15 protein-coding genes and 1 tRNA gene are annotated in these 16,566 nt (G+C 51.2%); 9 read left to right on the top strand and 7 right to left on the bottom strand.

The window, feature by feature from the left end; all coding sequences use genetic code 11:
* Positions 1–335 precede the first annotated feature (335 nt).
* Both hisA and dmeF read left to right on the top strand, forming a co-directional pair.
* Positions 336–1,109, top strand: a complete 774-nt coding sequence (gene hisA, locus H6F91_RS05190) for a 1-(5-phosphoribosyl)-5-[(5-phosphoribosylamino)methylideneamino]imidazole-4-carboxamide isomerase (RefSeq protein ID WP_190772904.1) — start codon at positions 336–338, stop codon at positions 1,107–1,109.
* A gap of 454 nt (positions 1,110–1,563) precedes the next feature.
* Positions 1,564–2,577 carry a CDF family Co(II)/Ni(II) efflux transporter DmeF gene (gene dmeF, locus H6F91_RS05185; RefSeq protein WP_190772903.1) on the top strand — a complete coding sequence of 338 codons (1,014 nt, stop codon included), beginning with the start codon at positions 1,564–1,566 and terminating at the stop codon, positions 2,575–2,577.
* 101 nt (positions 2,578–2,678) lie between these two features.
* On the opposite strand, the gene H6F91_RS05180 is transcribed toward dmeF, so the two are convergent.
* The 7 genes from H6F91_RS05180 to H6F91_RS05150 form a co-directional block, all read right to left on the bottom strand.
* Positions 2,679–4,136 (bottom strand): phosphoglucomutase/phosphomannomutase family protein, encoded by a 1,458-nt coding sequence (locus tag H6F91_RS05180; protein ID WP_190772902.1) that lies wholly within the window; start codon positions 4,134–4,136, stop codon positions 2,679–2,681.
* Between the two features lie 139 nt (positions 4,137–4,275).
* Positions 4,276–5,877, bottom strand: a complete 1,602-nt coding sequence (locus H6F91_RS05175; protein WP_206754905.1) for a sensor domain-containing diguanylate cyclase — start codon at positions 5,875–5,877, stop codon at positions 4,276–4,278.
* A 109-nt stretch (positions 5,878–5,986) separates the two neighbouring features.
* Complete coding sequence (locus H6F91_RS27710; protein ID WP_206754904.1) at positions 5,987–6,142, bottom strand: hypothetical protein; 156 nt, start codon at positions 6,140–6,142, stop codon at positions 5,987–5,989.
* Positions 6,143–6,815: 673 nt separating this feature from the next.
* Positions 6,816–7,343 carry a hypothetical protein gene (locus H6F91_RS05165; protein ID WP_242035642.1) on the bottom strand — a complete coding sequence of 176 codons (528 nt, stop codon included), beginning with the start codon at positions 7,341–7,343 and terminating at the stop codon, positions 6,816–6,818.
* A 58-nt stretch (positions 7,344–7,401) separates the two neighbouring features.
* Entirely contained in the window at positions 7,402–8,121 is a 720-nt protein-coding gene (locus H6F91_RS05160) for a hypothetical protein (protein ID WP_190772900.1), read from the bottom strand.
* Positions 8,122–8,243: 122 nt separating this feature from the next.
* Positions 8,244–8,317, bottom strand: a tRNA-Pro gene (locus tag H6F91_RS05155).
* Between the two features lie 367 nt (positions 8,318–8,684).
* Positions 8,685–9,203 carry a GNAT family N-acetyltransferase gene (locus tag H6F91_RS05150; RefSeq protein ID WP_190772861.1) on the bottom strand — a complete coding sequence of 173 codons (519 nt, stop codon included), beginning with the start codon at positions 9,201–9,203 and terminating at the stop codon, positions 8,685–8,687.
* A 337-nt stretch (positions 9,204–9,540) separates the two neighbouring features.
* Here H6F91_RS05150 and H6F91_RS05145 point away from each other — a divergent pair, with 337 nt between their 5' ends.
* The 7 genes from H6F91_RS05145 (at position 9,541) to H6F91_RS05115 (ending at position 16,223) form a co-directional block, all read left to right on the top strand.
* Positions 9,541–10,266 (top strand): hypothetical protein, encoded by a 726-nt coding sequence (locus H6F91_RS05145; protein ID WP_190772860.1) that lies wholly within the window; start codon positions 9,541–9,543, stop codon positions 10,264–10,266.
* Positions 10,267–10,773: 507 nt separating this feature from the next.
* Positions 10,774–12,237, top strand: a complete 1,464-nt coding sequence (locus tag H6F91_RS05140) for a phospholipase D-like domain-containing protein (RefSeq protein WP_190789244.1) — start codon at positions 10,774–10,776, stop codon at positions 12,235–12,237.
* Between the two features lie 270 nt (positions 12,238–12,507).
* Positions 12,508–13,707, top strand: coding sequence for an NAD(P)/FAD-dependent oxidoreductase (locus tag H6F91_RS05135; protein ID WP_190773625.1), 1,200 nt, complete (start codon positions 12,508–12,510; stop codon positions 13,705–13,707).
* 380 nt (positions 13,708–14,087) lie between these two features.
* The gene (locus H6F91_RS05130) at positions 14,088–14,747 is read left to right on the top strand and encodes an HAD-IA family hydrolase (protein ID WP_190773624.1); all 660 of its coding nucleotides are present in this window, start codon (positions 14,088–14,090) and stop codon (positions 14,745–14,747) included.
* On the top strand, positions 14,747–15,235 hold the full coding sequence (locus H6F91_RS05125) for a VOC family protein (protein WP_190773623.1): 489 nt from the start codon (positions 14,747–14,749) through the stop codon (positions 15,233–15,235). The genes H6F91_RS05130 and H6F91_RS05125 overlap by 1 nt, the downstream gene beginning before the upstream one ends.
* Positions 15,236–15,291: 56 nt before the next feature.
* Entirely contained in the window at positions 15,292–15,939 is a 648-nt protein-coding gene (locus H6F91_RS05120; protein WP_190789243.1) for a class I SAM-dependent methyltransferase, read from the top strand.
* A gap of 5 nt (positions 15,940–15,944) precedes the next feature.
* Positions 15,945–16,223, top strand: a complete 279-nt coding sequence (locus H6F91_RS05115) for a hypothetical protein (RefSeq protein WP_190773621.1) — start codon at positions 15,945–15,947, stop codon at positions 16,221–16,223.
* The last annotated feature ends 343 nt before the right edge of the window (positions 16,224–16,566 follow it).

Genomic DNA, 16,566 nt, shown 5'->3' with positions numbered 1-16,566 from the left:
AACACCGTTTGAGTGGGGTGGCAAGCGAGCGGCACGACGACAACGAGCGCGATCTAAACGACCTAAGCATCGATTAGGAGGGTCTGGGGCTGTAACCCAGTCCTTGGTGGCCTGAAATGCTCCACCTGAAATGGCAATACTCACGCCAGATGACCCACTAGTGACCTATCCAGGCTAGGTTGAGGGGATATAACCATTTTTGTGTGCTGTGCAACGTGCAGCACACAAAAACGCCTATAAACCGGACTCAGTTTAACAAAACAAAAATGGCTCTAAGTCTATAAGATGAAAGATTGTGTTGTCACGCTAACTCTCGTCTCGGAGACCCGAACCCTATGGAAGTTATACCCGCTATCGACCTGCTAGAGGGCCGCTGTGTGCGGTTGTATCAGGGCGATTATGCTCAATCCCAGGTGTTTAATGACGACCCGGTGGCGGTGGCGCAGCAGTGGGTGGAGCAGGGAGCAACTCGACTGCACCTGGTGGATCTGGATGGGGCAAAAGCGGGACATCCCGTTAACCAGGCGGTAATTCAGGCGATCGCTCAAGCCGTAAGTGTACCTGTAGAAGTTGGTGGTGGGTTGCGCGATCGCGCCTCTGTTACCGATGTGCTGAGCCTGGGTGTACGCTGGGCGATTTTGGGCACAGTAGCGGTGGAGCAACCCGATTTAGTAGCCGATTTATGTGGCGAATTTCCCGGCCAAATTATCGTGGGCATTGATGCTCGTAATGGAAAGGTCGCAACCCGAGGGTGGTTAGAGACCTCGGAAGTCGAGGCGGTTGAACTGGCGCAACGTATGGAACAGTTGGGAGCCGCAGCCATCATTTACACCGATATTCATCGGGATGGTACGCTGCAAGGTCCAAACCACGAAGCCTTAAGAGAATTGGCTCAGGCAATTTCTATCCCGGTGATTGCTTCGGGTGGCATTAGTTCCACGCGCGATCTGCTGAAGTTGCTGGTGCTGGAACCTCAAGGGGTAACAGGGGCGATCGTTGGCAAAGCCCTTTACACAGAAGACTTAAGCTTGAAGGATGCCCTACGAGCAGTAGGGCCGGGCCGCTGGCAAGATGTACCCCCCGACTTTGGCTCATCAACGATCGCTTAGGAGGTTTCTGAAAAACAATATCCCCATTTTTTGGAAAGAGGACGCGGCTTCGCCGCGTCCTCTTTCCAAAAAATGGGGAAGTTCTTTTCTAGAAATCTCCTTAAAGCTTAATCCGTCAGATTTTCCGGTGAGATACGAGAGCTGAATGCGGGACTTTATTCCACATCCATCTCTCGTACCTCACCTGTTTGGAAAGGAGTATAGTTCTTTTTTAAAATGCTGGAATAAGTAGAATCATTATCATTTTCAAATTCGCTCGTTCGCCAAAAAAATATTAAGTTTATTGCTTCGGAATTGATGGTTTAGGAGGTTTTGGAAAGGAGGGTTTGACATCCTAAACCATAGGCAAGTTGGTTTTTTCAGAGAACATTTGAAATCATCAATTCTTGGATAGAGAGCAAACTTGTTAAGCTATGCAGTAGCTCTCCAATTTAATTCTTTTTCAGAAAGTTCTATGCACAACCATAGCCATGAGCAGTGGCAACATTCCCACGATTTTTTAATTGATCGGCAGCAAGCCGAACGCAACACCAAAATTGTATTGCTGCTAACGGCCATCACGATGGTTGCGGAAGTTATTGCCGGAAGCATTTTTGGCTCCATGGCATTGCTAGCAGATGGGTGGCACATGGCAACCCATGTGGCAGCTTTTGGAATTACCGTCTTTGCCTATCAATACGCACGTCGCCATGCTAACAATCCGGCTTTTACCTTTGGGACAGGAAAAGTCGGAGTGTTAGGCGGGTTTACCAGTGCGATCGCCCTGGGAGTCGTGGTATTTCTCATGGCTATTGAGTCGGCAGGCCGTCTTTTTCATCCCGAAAGGATTCAATTCACGGAAGCTATTTATGTCGCGATTATTGGTTTAATCGTCAATCTCGCCAGTGCATTGCTGCTTCAGGATCACCACGGCCATGACCATTACCCTGGCCACCATGCTCACGAGCATGATGACCATCATGACCATGACCATCATGACCATAGCTATCATGCTCACAACCATCCCAAAGATCACAACCTACAAGCGGCCTATGTGCATGTTTTGGCAGACGCTTTAACATCTGTGCTCGCTATTGTTGCTCTGTGTGCAGGCAAGTTCTTGGGATGGGTCTGGTTAGATGCTGTTATGGGTTTTGTTGGGGCTGCTGTCATTGGCCGCTGGGCCTACGGATTGGTGCGTGAAACTAGCGTTATTCTGTTGGATGGCGGTATTGATAAACAAACCCGATTGGCGATCGTGACCGCCATTGAAGACGAGGCCGACAACCAAGTTGTTGATCTGCATGTTTGGAACCTGAGCCCTCACCACCTAGCGGCTACCATTTCCCTCGTAACCCATACCCCTCATCCCCCGGAGCATTATAAGAGCCGGCTCAAGCATATTCCTTCCCTAGCGCATGTTCTGATTGAAGTGAATGCATGCCAGGCAGAATCTTGTAGAGATATGTATGTACCTCAGAATTTTTAGATTGACTGTCATGAGTTGGAAAACTGCCCTAAAGGCCCAAAAACAAATGCTGCTGTCGTGCGGCAGCAGCATTTTGACAACATATACCGGGGTTCAGTCGCTTATAGTGCCAGTGCCCAATTCTTGGCCCATGCCAGGTTCTCCTGCACTCGCTCCATGGTGGGGGCCTCTGAATAAAGGCGCAACACGGGCTCAGTGCCACTGAAGCGAATTAACAGCCAGCTTTGATCCGCCAGTTGAAACTTGTAACCATCGATATCCAGGCAATCAGTTACGGCATGGCCTGCAACAGTGGTGGGAGGATTGGTTTTGAGTTCTGTGAGAACGCGATCGCGCGCCTCCATATTGGCCAGCGGCAGGTCAATGCGGTCATAGCTAGCATCAAAGCCTGTCTTGGCTTGCAAGTCAGCATACTGATCGCTCAAGTCTCTTCCAGCCTGGACGACAGCTTCTAACACATACAGCGCTGAGAGCAGTGCATCCCGTTCGGGAATGTGGTTGCCGTAACCAATGCCACCCGACTCTTCCCCACCCAGGAACACCTTCGACTCCAGCATGCGGTCGGCAATGTACTTGTAGCCTACGGGTGTTTGGTAAAGCTCCAAACCATGAAGTTTTGCCACTTCTGGAATCAGGTTTGAGCCACTGATGGTTTTAACAATTTCTCCCGTAAAACCGCGATGGGTAGCCAGATGTTGAATCAACACGGGAATGAGGATCTGGGAGCTGAGGAAGTTGCCTTGACCATCGACGGCCGCAATGCGATCGCTGTCTCCATCAAACACCAGCCCAACGACCTGCTCGTTGCCCTGACGCTGATACGTCTTAATCTGATGCAACAAATCGGGCAGGTAACGGGGTAACGGTTCCGGCGCACCCCCTCCAAATAGTGGGTCAGCCTCACCATTAATTTCCCGAACCGGAATTCCTAAAATCTGCTCTAGGCCTGTAGCCGCAGCCCCATGCATGACGTCCGCGAACACGACCAGTTGCCCGGAGGCGATTGCCTTCTGAATCATGTCCAGGTTCACCTTGCCCCGCAAAGCTTCGCAATAGCTTGTCCAGGGGTTAAAGGTGGTGAGGGTTCCAGCTTCGGTTTGGGGAAGTTCTTGGGTGAGCATTGCCTCCACGGTTTTGGTCACTTCGGGGGGCACCGAACCACCGAAGTATCCCTTAATCTTTAGACCCGAGTATGCAGCGGGGTTATGGCTGGCAGTGATAACGATTGCTCCCAGGGCATTCTGCTGTTTAGCGGCCCAGCTAAACGCAGGGGTGGGTGCAAAGCACTCTGACAACAACACATCAAACCCGGCTTTCTGGATCGACTCTGCTGCTATCTGGGCAAACTCCACCGATAGGAAACGACGGTCATAGCCCACAATCACCGTTTTACTGGTGACCTGGTCGCCATAGGTTTGTTGCAGGGCGATCGCCGCTCGTGGGGCTACCTGCATCACCCGGTCAAAGGTAAAGTCTGCCGCAATCATGCCACGCCAACCATCGGTGCCGAAGGAGATGGGCTTATTGACGAAGGATGCTGGAGAGAGTGGTCCTGCCATAGGGGAGCTGCCTCAGAGTTAGGGAAATATCAGTAAAATCTGGATGAACGGCTAAATTCAGAGCGGTACGAGGTCAGTGTTGAGGTCGTTTCAAATTTCTCCCGCCATTTTAGTGCGGATTGTTCGTTAAACTTCCCGTTCACAAGACCTTTATCCGGTTGCGTCCCTGGCGTTTGGCTTCCAGAAGCGCTTGTTCGGCCCGTTCCACGACGGCATAGGCATCTGAGTCGCGGGTGCGATCGCGCTGAGCCACCCCAAAACTTACGGTTACAGTCACCAGCCCTGCAGACGTTTCAATGGGATGTTGCTGCACCGTTGCTCGTAGCCGCTCGGCTACATCGGCTGCCGCGTTGAGGGGAGTACGACGGAGGAGAATCAAAAATTCTTCTCCGTCGTAGCGGTACATCAAAGTTCCATGCCGCAGTTGCTTTTGCAACCGTTGCCCTAACGCTTGCAACACTTTATCCCCAGCGTGATTGCCGTAGTTGTCGTTGATGAGTTTGAAGTAGTCAATATCTGCCAGTAAAACGCTAAAGTCGGCCTGAGTCGGCCAGAGAGTAGCATGGCTCAAGCGCATCAATTCCTGATCCAATGCATCCCGGTTGGGCAAGTGGGTGAGGGCATCGCGCCATTCGTTAAGTGGGTCAGGGCGATCGCCCTGACGGGTAACATCAGGGACGCTAAAAATCTGGTTGAGGGCGATCGCAGCGTGGTCAGCGACCTGATACAGGGTTTGCAACTCTTCTACGCGGAAGGAGGGGCGCTCGGCCTCCATGGCCAGCGTCAATACTCCAAAAAATTCTGTTTTAAGAAATACGGGTACCAGTAATAGGGCAGGTACCTCCAACGTTTCGCAGAGGGCTGATTCTATCTCAGCATCCTCAGCTTGCAAAATTACGTAGGAGGCTCCATCCTGCAAAAATTGCTCGGTCAAAGACTCCCAAAGCTTGGGGGTCAGAGGCGAGAGATCCGGTGGAGAAGAGGTTGCACCATTTTCCCAATGAGCACTCAGACTTACTTGTGCCGTGTCACGCAGGTCAAGCATGAGGCAGCAAGCACTTTCATACCCCTGCCCCAACTCCGCCAGGATCTGGTGCAACACCACATCAGGATTCAGCGATGAGTTAAGCAGATGCGTAATTCGCCCGACCAGGGCTGACTGTTGGCGTAACCAGCCCAGCCGCTCCTGTAATGTAGCCTGTTGAAAGCAAATAGCGAGATTTCGAACGGATTCTTTCAGGTCTTGCACCTCGGCTTCCGACCAGCGGGCGATCGCTGGCGCGAAAGTTTGCTCAGGAGTCAACAACGGGGTAGCGGGGATTGCTGCCGGAACTCGCCGTAATTGCAGCACCAATGGCACCAAAGCTTGAGGAGCCACTTCGTCGTCGCTCTCCAATCCCCGCAGGGCTGGACACAGCATCGGTACTAGCAAATCACCGGTACTCAGTTCACTGACCTGGGCATGATCCTCGAAGTCCATAAGCCACCCTGGATAGCTAGAAAGCGCTACACCTTGGATCCCATCTTCAGAAGCTGCCAGGGCTTCTTCTTCCAGCTGCCAACTTTGCCCCAGAAGGTAAACTCGCATTTCATGGGGAAACCCTTCTAGCCGTACCCATATGGCGACCTCTGCTCGGTAGGTTTGTGCCAGGTCATGCAAAGTTGTTCGTAGCAATGGCTCCAGCAAGCCGTCTGTTGAGGTCGGGAGAGGGTAAACAGACACACGATTCCAGGGGGACATAGAAGCCGCCATTGAAAGGTTTTCGGTCAGCGAGTATTGTCCCAACGCCATGTATAAACTGACGTTGGGAGCATCGATTCTACAAAGGCACTGCACCTAATACCCGGAGCTAATCCGTGGAGCGATCGCGCCGTAACAAGTCTTCTAAGGGCGATCGCGCTGAGTCAGGAGTTAATGGTCCCTCATCCGTCTCCTGAAGACGGCGAGGTTTCATATTTTGCTTGGCTTTTTCCGTAGCCTCTGCCAGGATTTTTTTGATTTCCATTTGCGAAATATCCTCCCGAGGTTGCACCTTAGTGGGAGGTTTGGCACCTGAAGCACCCCGAGGGCGATCAGACCAACCACATTTCATACAGATTTGACGACCTGAAGACTTGAGTGGTGGTGCCAGTTTGTGACTACATTTGGGACAGGATTCCAGTGTCATAGAATCAATTCGGTTCTACAGAACTTAGGGATTCGTACCCCAAGGATGCCCAGGGTTGAGGAATTTCCCTTCATCCTAACCTTCGTTTCTGGATGAAAGGGAAATTTCTTATGGCAGTGAAATTCAATGTGAACACCGGACGTGCATCTGGTAGCTATCAGACTACACAAGACCTCTAGAAAGATAATTGTGTAGTTCAACAGCTTTTACATCCTGATGGGCTAGAGGGCTTGTACGGTAGCTTTCTGGCTCATCAACTAAGCTTAACCCCAAGTCGGGAAAGCCCAAGCGCCCATTTTGGCTTTTATTTTTATCAGGATTTAAGCATTCTTGGGGGGTGTAGTGTTCAAAATACGCCACACCCCCCAAGAATGCTCTGCATAGGGTGACTTGCATAAGTCTTAATTTATGTCTGAAGCACTCATTTCTCAGTAAGGCTTTTACTGTAAAAAATGAGCGAACTTGAGAACTTGCGTGGGTTTCGGTGCGACAAACTGAAAATTAATAAAATCTATTGTCGCCTGAGCCAATGCCGTATCCAAACTTTCCCAGTAATGTATGGCGAGAATTGATAATGCTCTGCGATTAACCAACTCACCATAAGTAAGTGAACGACCAGTGTCGTCCAGGCCCAAGCTACCGGAAACCAGGCCCAGCGGCTACCGGGCAGAGGAGGAAATGTGTAAGCCGATAGTCCAATCAGGGTGGGCGGTAGTATCACGACAGCTATACCAACCAGCCAGATCAGACCCGTGAATTGGCCATTCTGTAACGTTCCCGACAACCACCGACGCCCGTTCCAGCGCCATGTCATGGGCTGAGTATCTACAACCTGTACGGTTTGCTCTTGCAGATTAGCCGTCAAAATATGCCGACAAAAATCGCAGGCAAACGCATCCATGAGCGTCAAGCCTGTAATTGAACCGTGACGACAAATAGGACACAAATAGGTATCTTGAAAGCTCAGGGCACGAGCTTCTAAATCGATGGAAGCTCCGGTACGCTTTTTGGGAGAGCTTGATTGAGATTCTGGCATCATGACACCTCCAGGGAGCAGAAGGATTTCATCTTGTCAGACATGTCTCTCACGCCGTGTTCTATACACCACTATCAACCGTTTTGATCGTCTCAACTCCTCCTTCTTCTAACACAATCTGAGGTTCTTGGTTGGCGGCTACATCAACCCGGGCTAATCGAACCCGCCCCGTAATGATGTCTTCTCCGACTCGAACAGGTCGTGAGCCGCCGCCATTGGGTACTTCCACCAACACATTCAGCTGATTACCAATCTGCACAATGCCGCTAATGCGAATTTGCGCAGCGAGAGAGGGTAGAGACGGAGCCGGGGCGATCGCTGCCGGGGCTGCTGCGGGGACAGGAACAGAGGTGACGGGCGCTGCGGCAACTTGGGGGGCAGGCAGAGGAGCGGGAAGAGGGGCGATCGGTGCAGTAGCTACCGGAACGGTTGGTTCCAAAATTGTAGGAGGGACCGGGATAGGAGTCGAGGTTGAACTCATCGCTGATGAGGTACGGGGGCGAACCGGAACAGAACCGGGAAGAATGGACCCGAAGGGATTGGCCCGGCCAGCATTAACTTGAGGCAATCGCTTGAGTGCATCCTGGGAAGGCGAGAGTTCTTCGGGAAGGTCACCTGCTGGGGGGGAAGATTCAGGTTCAGCGTTTTTGGCGACCTTTACGACTGCATCGGGTGAAGCGGGTTCTACCTGAGATGTGGACGTGGGGGTATTGCTTGCACAACCGTATCCCATCAACGTCATGCTAAGAAGGATCATCCACCACCGATATTTCTGCTGCATACACACCTCATCGACTCACTTCAAAAAGGATAACGACGATTTTAGAGAACGCACCAACTTCCCTAGAAACAATGATTGGGTAAGCACTCAGTGCCCACCCAATCACTATGTACAGGTATAAATCGGGATGACAGGATTTGAACCTGCGGCATCCTGCTCCCAAAGCAGGCGCGCTACCAAGCTGCGCTACATCCCGTAGCAGTCTTTTCTAGGTTATCACAGTTTTTGCTAAGACCCTAAATTTTATATCTGCTGATCAGCCATTCTCATTTTGAAATCAGGCCCGAAAACCGCTCGCAAAGGCGAGTAGTTTTCGGGCATCAAAGCCGAGAGTGCGCGCCCGTAGGGCGCGCACTCTCGGCTTTGATGCCCATACTGAGAATTGCTGTCTGCTGATAGCAATTCTCGCTGTGAACTTGAAAGGCGAGAGGTCGCGCCCAATCAGCACGAATCTCGCCTTTCAAACCCGAAAACCGCTCGCCTAAAGCGAGCGGTTTTCGGGTTTAATTCCAAAATGAGAATGGCCGGTGTGTTGAGCACACCTAAAATTTAGGATGTCGATCCTAGTCTGGATACCAGAACATTCCCTTAATTCCTTCGGGGTCTGGCATAAAGCCTAGCTGCCGATAGAAGTCCACCACATGGGGATCAGCGAACAGCGTGATGTTGCTAATATCTTCAGTCCGTAATTTTTTGATGAGTTGGGCCATGAGCGCTTTTCCAAGGCCCTTACCCTGAAAGTCAGGATGAACCACTACATCCCAAATAGTGGCATTAAATGCATGGTCAGAAGTGGCCCGCGAGAACCCAATCAAACGGCGCTGGGTGCCCTTCTGCTCCCACATCGTGAGCACCATAAAGCTGTGCTGAATGGCTTTCTTAACTTTCCGGAGAGGACGCCGTGACCAACCTACGGCATCGCATAGTTCCTCTAGCTCATAGAGGTCGATGTCGCGATCGGTACTAAAAAAGATGCGAGATCCTGTCCCTGCCGCCAGACTGGATGAGGCCGCCCCCTCAGTCTGTACTGGTCTGGTGGTGGCGGTCTCTGAGGTACTAAACAAGCTTTTCCAAAAACCCATGCGAGTAGCACCAACCCGACGAACGATGTATCTGAGGTACTAGCTAGTATATCCCCCCTTTCCCAGCTTGAGCGATACGACGGAAGTCCATCCTAAAAGCTGCTGGCATTTTCCTTTCTCTACCGGCGTTACCCTGGGAGGGCGATCGCCCCTATATAAATCAGAGCCAAGGAGATCCAGATGGGGAGTGCTATACCTCAAAACTATAGGTTAGCCTAAAAGTTCATCTCGTAATTTTGAACAGGGTGTCGTAAAGTTAGCTTTTCTAGTCAGAATTAACTTACATATTCGGTACCTTCCCTCTTCTCAGGCGGACAGACCAGGTTTCCTCCCCACTATGGCTTCGGGCTTAAAATCATCGACGTTGGAACTGTTGAAGCGCTTCAACCGAGCGTTTCCTCAGTTCTATGAGCAGTTTGTGAGCAGCGAGATTCAGCTCCAAAATCTGCGACTGGCCTATCATCTTTACAAAACGAAACAAGCAGTCATTGAACTGAAGCCTGAAGGCAACAAAAGCGCCCTGCATTTTGCCTACCGGAATCAGTCTTTTTTACTCAGTGACATTTTCGGCGTGCTAGCTGCCTATGGGTTAACCATCCACAGCCTTAGCTTGTATGGGCAAATTTACCCACCCATGTTGGTGTTCATCAAGTTGGTGGTGTCGCGGGGTGGCAAAGTACTCTCGGATAAGACCGCTGAGAATGTCTGTCGGGCCGTGCGTGAGGCGCTGGCGGGCCGTTTTGAAGTGGAAGAAATGCTGGCGGTCGAGTTTAACCTGGATGCAGGCTTAGAGCAGGTTGAAACGGAGTTTTATGTAGATCCAGTCTTTCATCTTCCTGCTCTGCTCATTGAGGCTGACAACCAACCAGGTCTTTTTTACAAGGTGATGTACGCGATCTGGCAGGAAGATTTGCTGGTAGTCAATGCCAATTTGTTGGTTTGGCGAGGGCGGACACGGTTGATCTTGTACTTGCTGGGTCCGAACGAAAATTTGATTCCAGAATATTTGGGGCAAAAAATTGCTGAGAGTGTTCGCCAGCGTCTACTGGGGCGTCAGTTTTAATTCGTACCCTGCAAAAGCTTAGGAGATTTCCAGTAATGAAATTACCCCCCAGAATGTTGGTGCTTTGCCCGCGAAGCGGGCAAAGCACCAACATTCTGGGTAAATTCTTATGCAGAAACCTCCTTAGAGTCCACTTGCTGAATTACTAGGGGCTGAAGGGGTGCTGGAAATATGTTGAGTATATTTTAATGCAGCATAGTTAGTTATCTCTTTGCTCTGGGCATGTTTTAGTTAGACCCATGCGGGGTTAGAAATGGGAGTTTCTTTTGAGGGACTCCCATTTTCAATTCCAATGGTTGCACCTCACAGTACTCTGAGTAGTTCTTCTAAACCCTTTGACGTACAGCATTTTCCAGTCTGGTAGGTACGAGACAATGGGTGTGAGACGGCGTCTCATGCCCGTCTCTCGTACCTACCAGACTGGAAAGTTAATAAGCTTTATGCAGGTGGACAAGGGTCTCAGAAGAACTGCCAGAATTCATGACCTCAGGGTTTGGCATTGTACCTATGGCTGTTTTTCTTCGGGAGCGATCGCCCTCTCTCCCTCAGCGCTTGCGGCGCTTTTCCTGGATTGGGTTGGTTGGATTAACGATCGCAGGGACTAGCCTTTGGGGGCTACGGTGGGCGCGATCGCTCCATGCTGAGCCCTTACTGCAACCCCTCCCCCAGGATCCGTATATCCAGGCATACTTTAATCACTCTGAAGCATCGTTTTATACCGAGCCTTACCGCCATCAATCTCGTCAGGGGGATAACTTGGAGCAGGTGGTGATTGATGCTGTCCAATCAGCTCATGAGTCGGTAGACGTGGCTGTGCAGGAATTGCGCTTACCCGGAATTGCGATCGCCCTCCGGGAACGGCAGCAAGCGGGTGTAAGAGTCCGTATCATTCTTGAGAACTCGTACCGTCAACCTCTCAGTGAAATGGCGTCTCAGGGGACGGTTGCAATGGAGGAACGGGATCGCGATCGCTTCGAGGATGCCATCCAAATCATCGATCAAAATCGGGATGGGCACCTTTCCCCGGAAGAAATTGCCCAAAACGATGCGCTGGTGATTTTAGAGCGAGCAGGTATCCCAATTCTGGATGACCGGGCCGATGGTTCGCGGGGCAGTGCTCTGATGCATGACAAGTTTGTCGTGGTGGATGGGCATACCCTTGTGGTGGGTTCTGCTAATTTCACCCCATCAGATATGCATGGTGACTTTTTAGCTCCCGATACCCATGGCAATGCCAATCACTTACTGAGAATTGAAAACCGGGAGCTAGCACAAACATTTAGCCGCGAATTTGCCCTTATGTGGGGCGATGGTGTTGGGAAGGAACCCGATAGCAAGTTTGGGTTACAGAAACCCTACCGTGGTCCTCAGACTGTCACACTTGCCCCTGGCTCAACCGTTACGGTGCAGTTTTCTCCAACGTCGCCCTCTCAAAATTGGTGGGTGAGTGGCAACGGACTCATTGGTCGTACGCTCAGTCAGGCTCAGCAACGAATTGATATCGCGCTCTTCGTGTTTAGTGACCAGTATCTCAGCTATGTGTTAGAAGCCCGTCACCATGAGGGGGTATCGGTACAAGCTTTGATCGATGCCAATTTCTTTTCCCGAAACTATAGTGAGGGGTTGGATATGATGGGCGTTGCGCTGCCGGATGATCGCTGCCGTATTGAAGCGGGCAATCATCCCTGGAATGAGGCGATCGCCTCTGTTGGCACGCCTAATCTTCCGGACGGCGATATGCTGCATCACAAATTTGCTGTGGTCGATGGTACTACGGTGATTACGGGTTCTCAGAACTGGAGTGCATCGGCTAACCAGAGCAATGATGAAAATGTTCTGGTGATCCACAATGCCACTGTTGCAGCCCACTTTGAGCGGGAATTTGAACGGCTGTATCGGGATGCAGCGCTGGGTGTTCCCCTGAACATTCAGGAGAAAATTCACGAACAGACGGCTAGATGTCAGCACTAAGCGAGTTCTCTTGGGTTTCCCACTTTTGCAAATTGGGAAACCCACTTTTGTAAGTGAAGGCACCTGTTCTCTTGGGACCGAGGCATCTTGTTATGCGTGGTGTGTGAAGCAGACCACGCATAACAAGATGCCTCAGTCCTGTTTCTGTGCGCGGCGCATCCAAAAATCAACGATTCAAACTATCCTGGGTTCCTGCCTTTTCTCTCCATTCCTTCGCTATGCTGAAGAAGTTTGCAAAACGTTATCTTCAGCCTTGAGGGGATTCTGTTTATGACTCAGAGCCCAGCCCGCATCTGTATTCTGGGGGGTGGTTTTGGCGGCCTCTACACAGCCCTGCGCCTCAGCCAGTTGCCCTGGAGCGGGGGTGAAAAGCCTGAAATTATGCTGGTGGATCAGCGCGATCGCTTTCTCTTCCTACCCCTACTGTATGAGCTGGTGAGCGGAGAACTGCAAACCTGGGAGATTGCGCCACCTTTTCCTGAGTTGTTAGACAACACAGGTATTCGTTTTATACAGGCAAAGGTGAGTGGTATTGATATTGAAAGCCGCACCGTTTTTCTAGAGGAGCAACCACCGTTGCCCTACGATCGCCTGGTTCTTGCCCTGGGAGGTGAGACGCCGATGGCCATGGCTCCAGGGGTTGAAGAACATGCGATTGCTTTCCGATCGGTAGAGGATGCCTATCGTTTGCAGGAGCGGCTCAGGTTTTTAGAGGATTCGGATCAGGATCGCATCCGAATTGCGATTGCCGGAGCGGGGTACAGTGGGGTGGAGCTAGCCTGTAAACTGGCAGAGCGGCTGGGCGATCGTGGTCGCATACGGTTGGTGGAGTTGAGCGACCAAATTCTTCGCACGTCGCCGGAATTTAACCGAGAAACCGCTCAGAAGGCATTAGAGCGACTGGGCGTCTGGATTGATCTCGAAACCCAGATTACCAATGTCGCCGCTGATAGTCTGTCCCTGGAATTTAGAGGCGCGGTCGATACCATTCCCGTTGACCTGGTGTTGTGGACGGTTGGCACCAAGGTCGCTGAGGTATTAAACGACTTACCCCTGAAGAAGAACAAGCGGGGGCAGTTGATTGTGACACCAACCTTGCAGGTAGAGGACCACCCAGAAATTTTTGCCTTGGGAGACTCTGCCGAGTGCCGAGATGCCGAAGGGCAACAGGTGCCGGGCACCGCTCAGGCTGCTTTTCAGGAGGCAGATTACACGGGGTGGAATGTGTGGGCCTCGTTGAGCGATCGCCCCCTTCTTCCTTTCCGGTATCAGCACCTCGGTGAGATGATCTCGCTGGGCACGGATAATGCGACACTTTCTGGGCTTGGAGTCAAACTAGAGGGCCCTTTGGCTTATGTAGCGCGACGGCTGGCTTATCTGTATCGCATGCCTACCTTTGAACATCAGGTGAAGGTTGGGCTGAACTGGATTTCAAAGCCTCTTCGGGACTTTCTCTCTGCTACCCGCTAATATCCATGTCGGGTTAGATGCCGATGATAAAAAGTGGTGCGGCGCTTTGCGCCGCACCACTTTTTATCATCGCATTTAGCCTTACTTGTTATAAGTGCCCATTTTGGAGGGAGCACAAAGCGCGCTCCTCCAGAAATCCCTGACCTTGAACTAGGTTAACAATACACGGACAGCTTCTTTTTTAAGAAGGGGTGAGCACATAGCTCATCGCTTCTAAATTTGTATACAAAAACTCACTGAATTTTTTTCCAAAAAACTCTCGTTTCAAGCTCAATAGAGTTTAATAAGATACCTTGTATAGAATTTCGCGTTCTCCAATAGGTCGGCTGCCTCTACCGGGGCGCTCACGGTTTTTTCAGTTCGTTTAGCAGTAACCAGGCATGGCCGCTCAAAAACCTAAAGTGATCTTTTTCGATGCTGTTGGCACCCTTTTTGGGGTTCAGGGAAGTGTTGGAGAAGTCTATAGCCAACTGGCTCAACAGTTTGGGGTTACGGTAGACCCAAAGGCTCTAAATCTAGCCTTTTTTGACAGTTTTGAATCGGCTGGCTCCCTGGCGTTTCCAGGTACGGCTCCGGAAGATATTCCTGAGCGGGAGTATGGATGGTGGTGGGCGATCGCTGCCGAAACCTTTCAGAAGGTGGGGGCTTTGAATCAATTTGCCGACTTTCCCACATTCTTCAGCGCCCTCTATGATCACTTCGCCAGTGCTGAGCCCTGGTTTGTCTACCCCGACACCCTGAATACCCTGAACCATTGGGCTAATCAGGGCGTGGAGCTGGGAGTTGTCTCTAATTTCGACTCTCGTATTCACACTGTGATGGAGACCCTGGGCCTGTCAAGCTTTTTCACGTCGGTCACCATTTCCTCGGAAGTTGGGGTGGCCAAGCCCGATGCTCGCGTGTTTGAGATGGCCTTGCAAAAACACAACTGCACCCCTGAGGAAGCCTGGCACATTGGCGATAGCTTTCAGGATGACTACCAGGGGGCACGGGCAGCCGGGTTGCGGGGCTTCTGGTTGAAGCGAAGCCGGGAGTCGTAATGGTACTGGGTGCGATGACCCATCTGGCGTTGCGGGTGAGCGATCGCCCCCGCTCCGAGGTTTTCTATGATCGGGTTTTAGGGTTACTTGGCTATCGCCGTACCGCGCAGACTGATGAGTTTACTCTGTGGTGGTCACCCCGAGCGGGAGCCATCACGATTTCAGCTCTGCCTGAGCTGTCTTCGACCCAGGTATTTTCTACCCTCCACCATCTAGCCTTTAATGCGGATTCCCGTGAGCAGGTGGATGCGTTTTACCAACATTTACAAACGTTAGGTATCCCGGTTCTTAAGGCTCCTGCACGGGCACTCCATCCAGAGACCTCTGCCGTTACCGAGCCTGACTCGGCGGGGAAGGAATCTTTTGAGGATTCTGTGACTCCTTCAGAAGGCTTCCCTGTAGTTTCTGCCCCCGAGCAGGGGGAGTATTATGCAGTCCTGTTTAAAGATCCTGACGGACTCTGCCTTGAGCTGGTTTACATCGGCTAAGCTTGGGGAATTTTCCGTACACTGAAGTGTGTAAGAGCCGCATCGGTACTATTCGGATGTTTTTACAACCTACCCAGCGCACGAAGCTTAACGAGAACGACGACGATCAGTTCTACAGCGTCCCCCGGTTCGTTACCCATGTGGATGAAGGATTTATCCAACAGTTAACGGATTTGTATCGCGATCGCCTACAACCGGGTACTCGTATTTTGGACTTAATGAGCAGTTGGGTTTCTCATCTGCCTGAGGAGATCCAGTTTGCTCATGTGGAAGGCCATGGACTCAATGCAGAGGAACTGGCTCGCAATCCGCGACTGGATCACTACTTCACTCAAAACTTAAATAAGCAACAGCTTTTACCGCTCCCTGATCAATCCTTTGATGCGGTACTGATTACAGTTTCAGTGCAGTATTTGCAACGGCCCGAAGCCGTGTTTGCGGAGATCTATCGCACTCTTAAGGTTGGCGGTATTGCTATCGTCAGTTTTTCGAACCGGATGTTTTACGAGAAGGCGATTCAGGCCTGGCGTGAGGCATCTGAGCCGGAACGAGTGCAACTGGTGCAGTCTTACTTTGCTGCAATTCCAGGGTTTGCGGAAATTGAGGCGATCGCCCAACCGTCCACCCTGCCTTCAATCCTGCGAATGATTGGAATTCCAGGAGGTGATCCTTTTTATGCTGTGATAGCCCGTCGGGTGAGCTAAATCCTATGTTCAAAGTCATCACCCCTAATTTTTCTCAGGAATTTCAGCGCTGGACGGATGCGCTAGAAATGGCGAACTCTCTCAAACCCAAATGCCGCAGTTTGCTGCATGACGTCCGCATCTATGACGGTGAGGATCTGATTTGGGTTTACAGCCTCTCCCACACGTACCCGCAATACATTGGAGCCGGAACCTACAACCGTTTGGTTCGCCTCTTTATTCAGGAAGCCATGGAAGAAGCTGAGGCCGTAGAAGACGATTCTATTCCTAGTTCTTCTAGTTAACGTCAGTTCGGGATAAGCCGAACCGCCCATTATTGCGTGCGCGACGCGCACGCAATAATGGGCTTTTTCGAGTGCCACACGAAGCGCGGCACTCGAAAAAGCCCTTAACCCGAACTGAGGTTAGTTAATAAAATGGGCGCGGTGCTTGACGCCGTGCCCATTTTATTAGGCCTCTTGCATCTATCAGTTTTGAGTACGTGAATTGTTGTGTGACACGGCCACACAACAATTCAGCAATTCTCATTTTGAAATCAGGCCCGAAAACCGCGCGCCAAAGGCGCGCGGTTTTCGGGCATCAAAGCCAAGAGTTCACGCCCTACGGGCGTGAACTCTTGGCTTTGAT

Origin of the sequence: Leptolyngbya sp. FACHB-8 (genome assembly GCF_014695575.1) — a bacterium.
Lineage (GTDB): Bacteria > Cyanobacteriota > Cyanobacteriia > Elainellales > Elainellaceae > Vacuolonema.
Note: the sequence above shows the minus strand (reverse complement) of the source record. Positions and strands in the feature narration are given on the sequence as shown.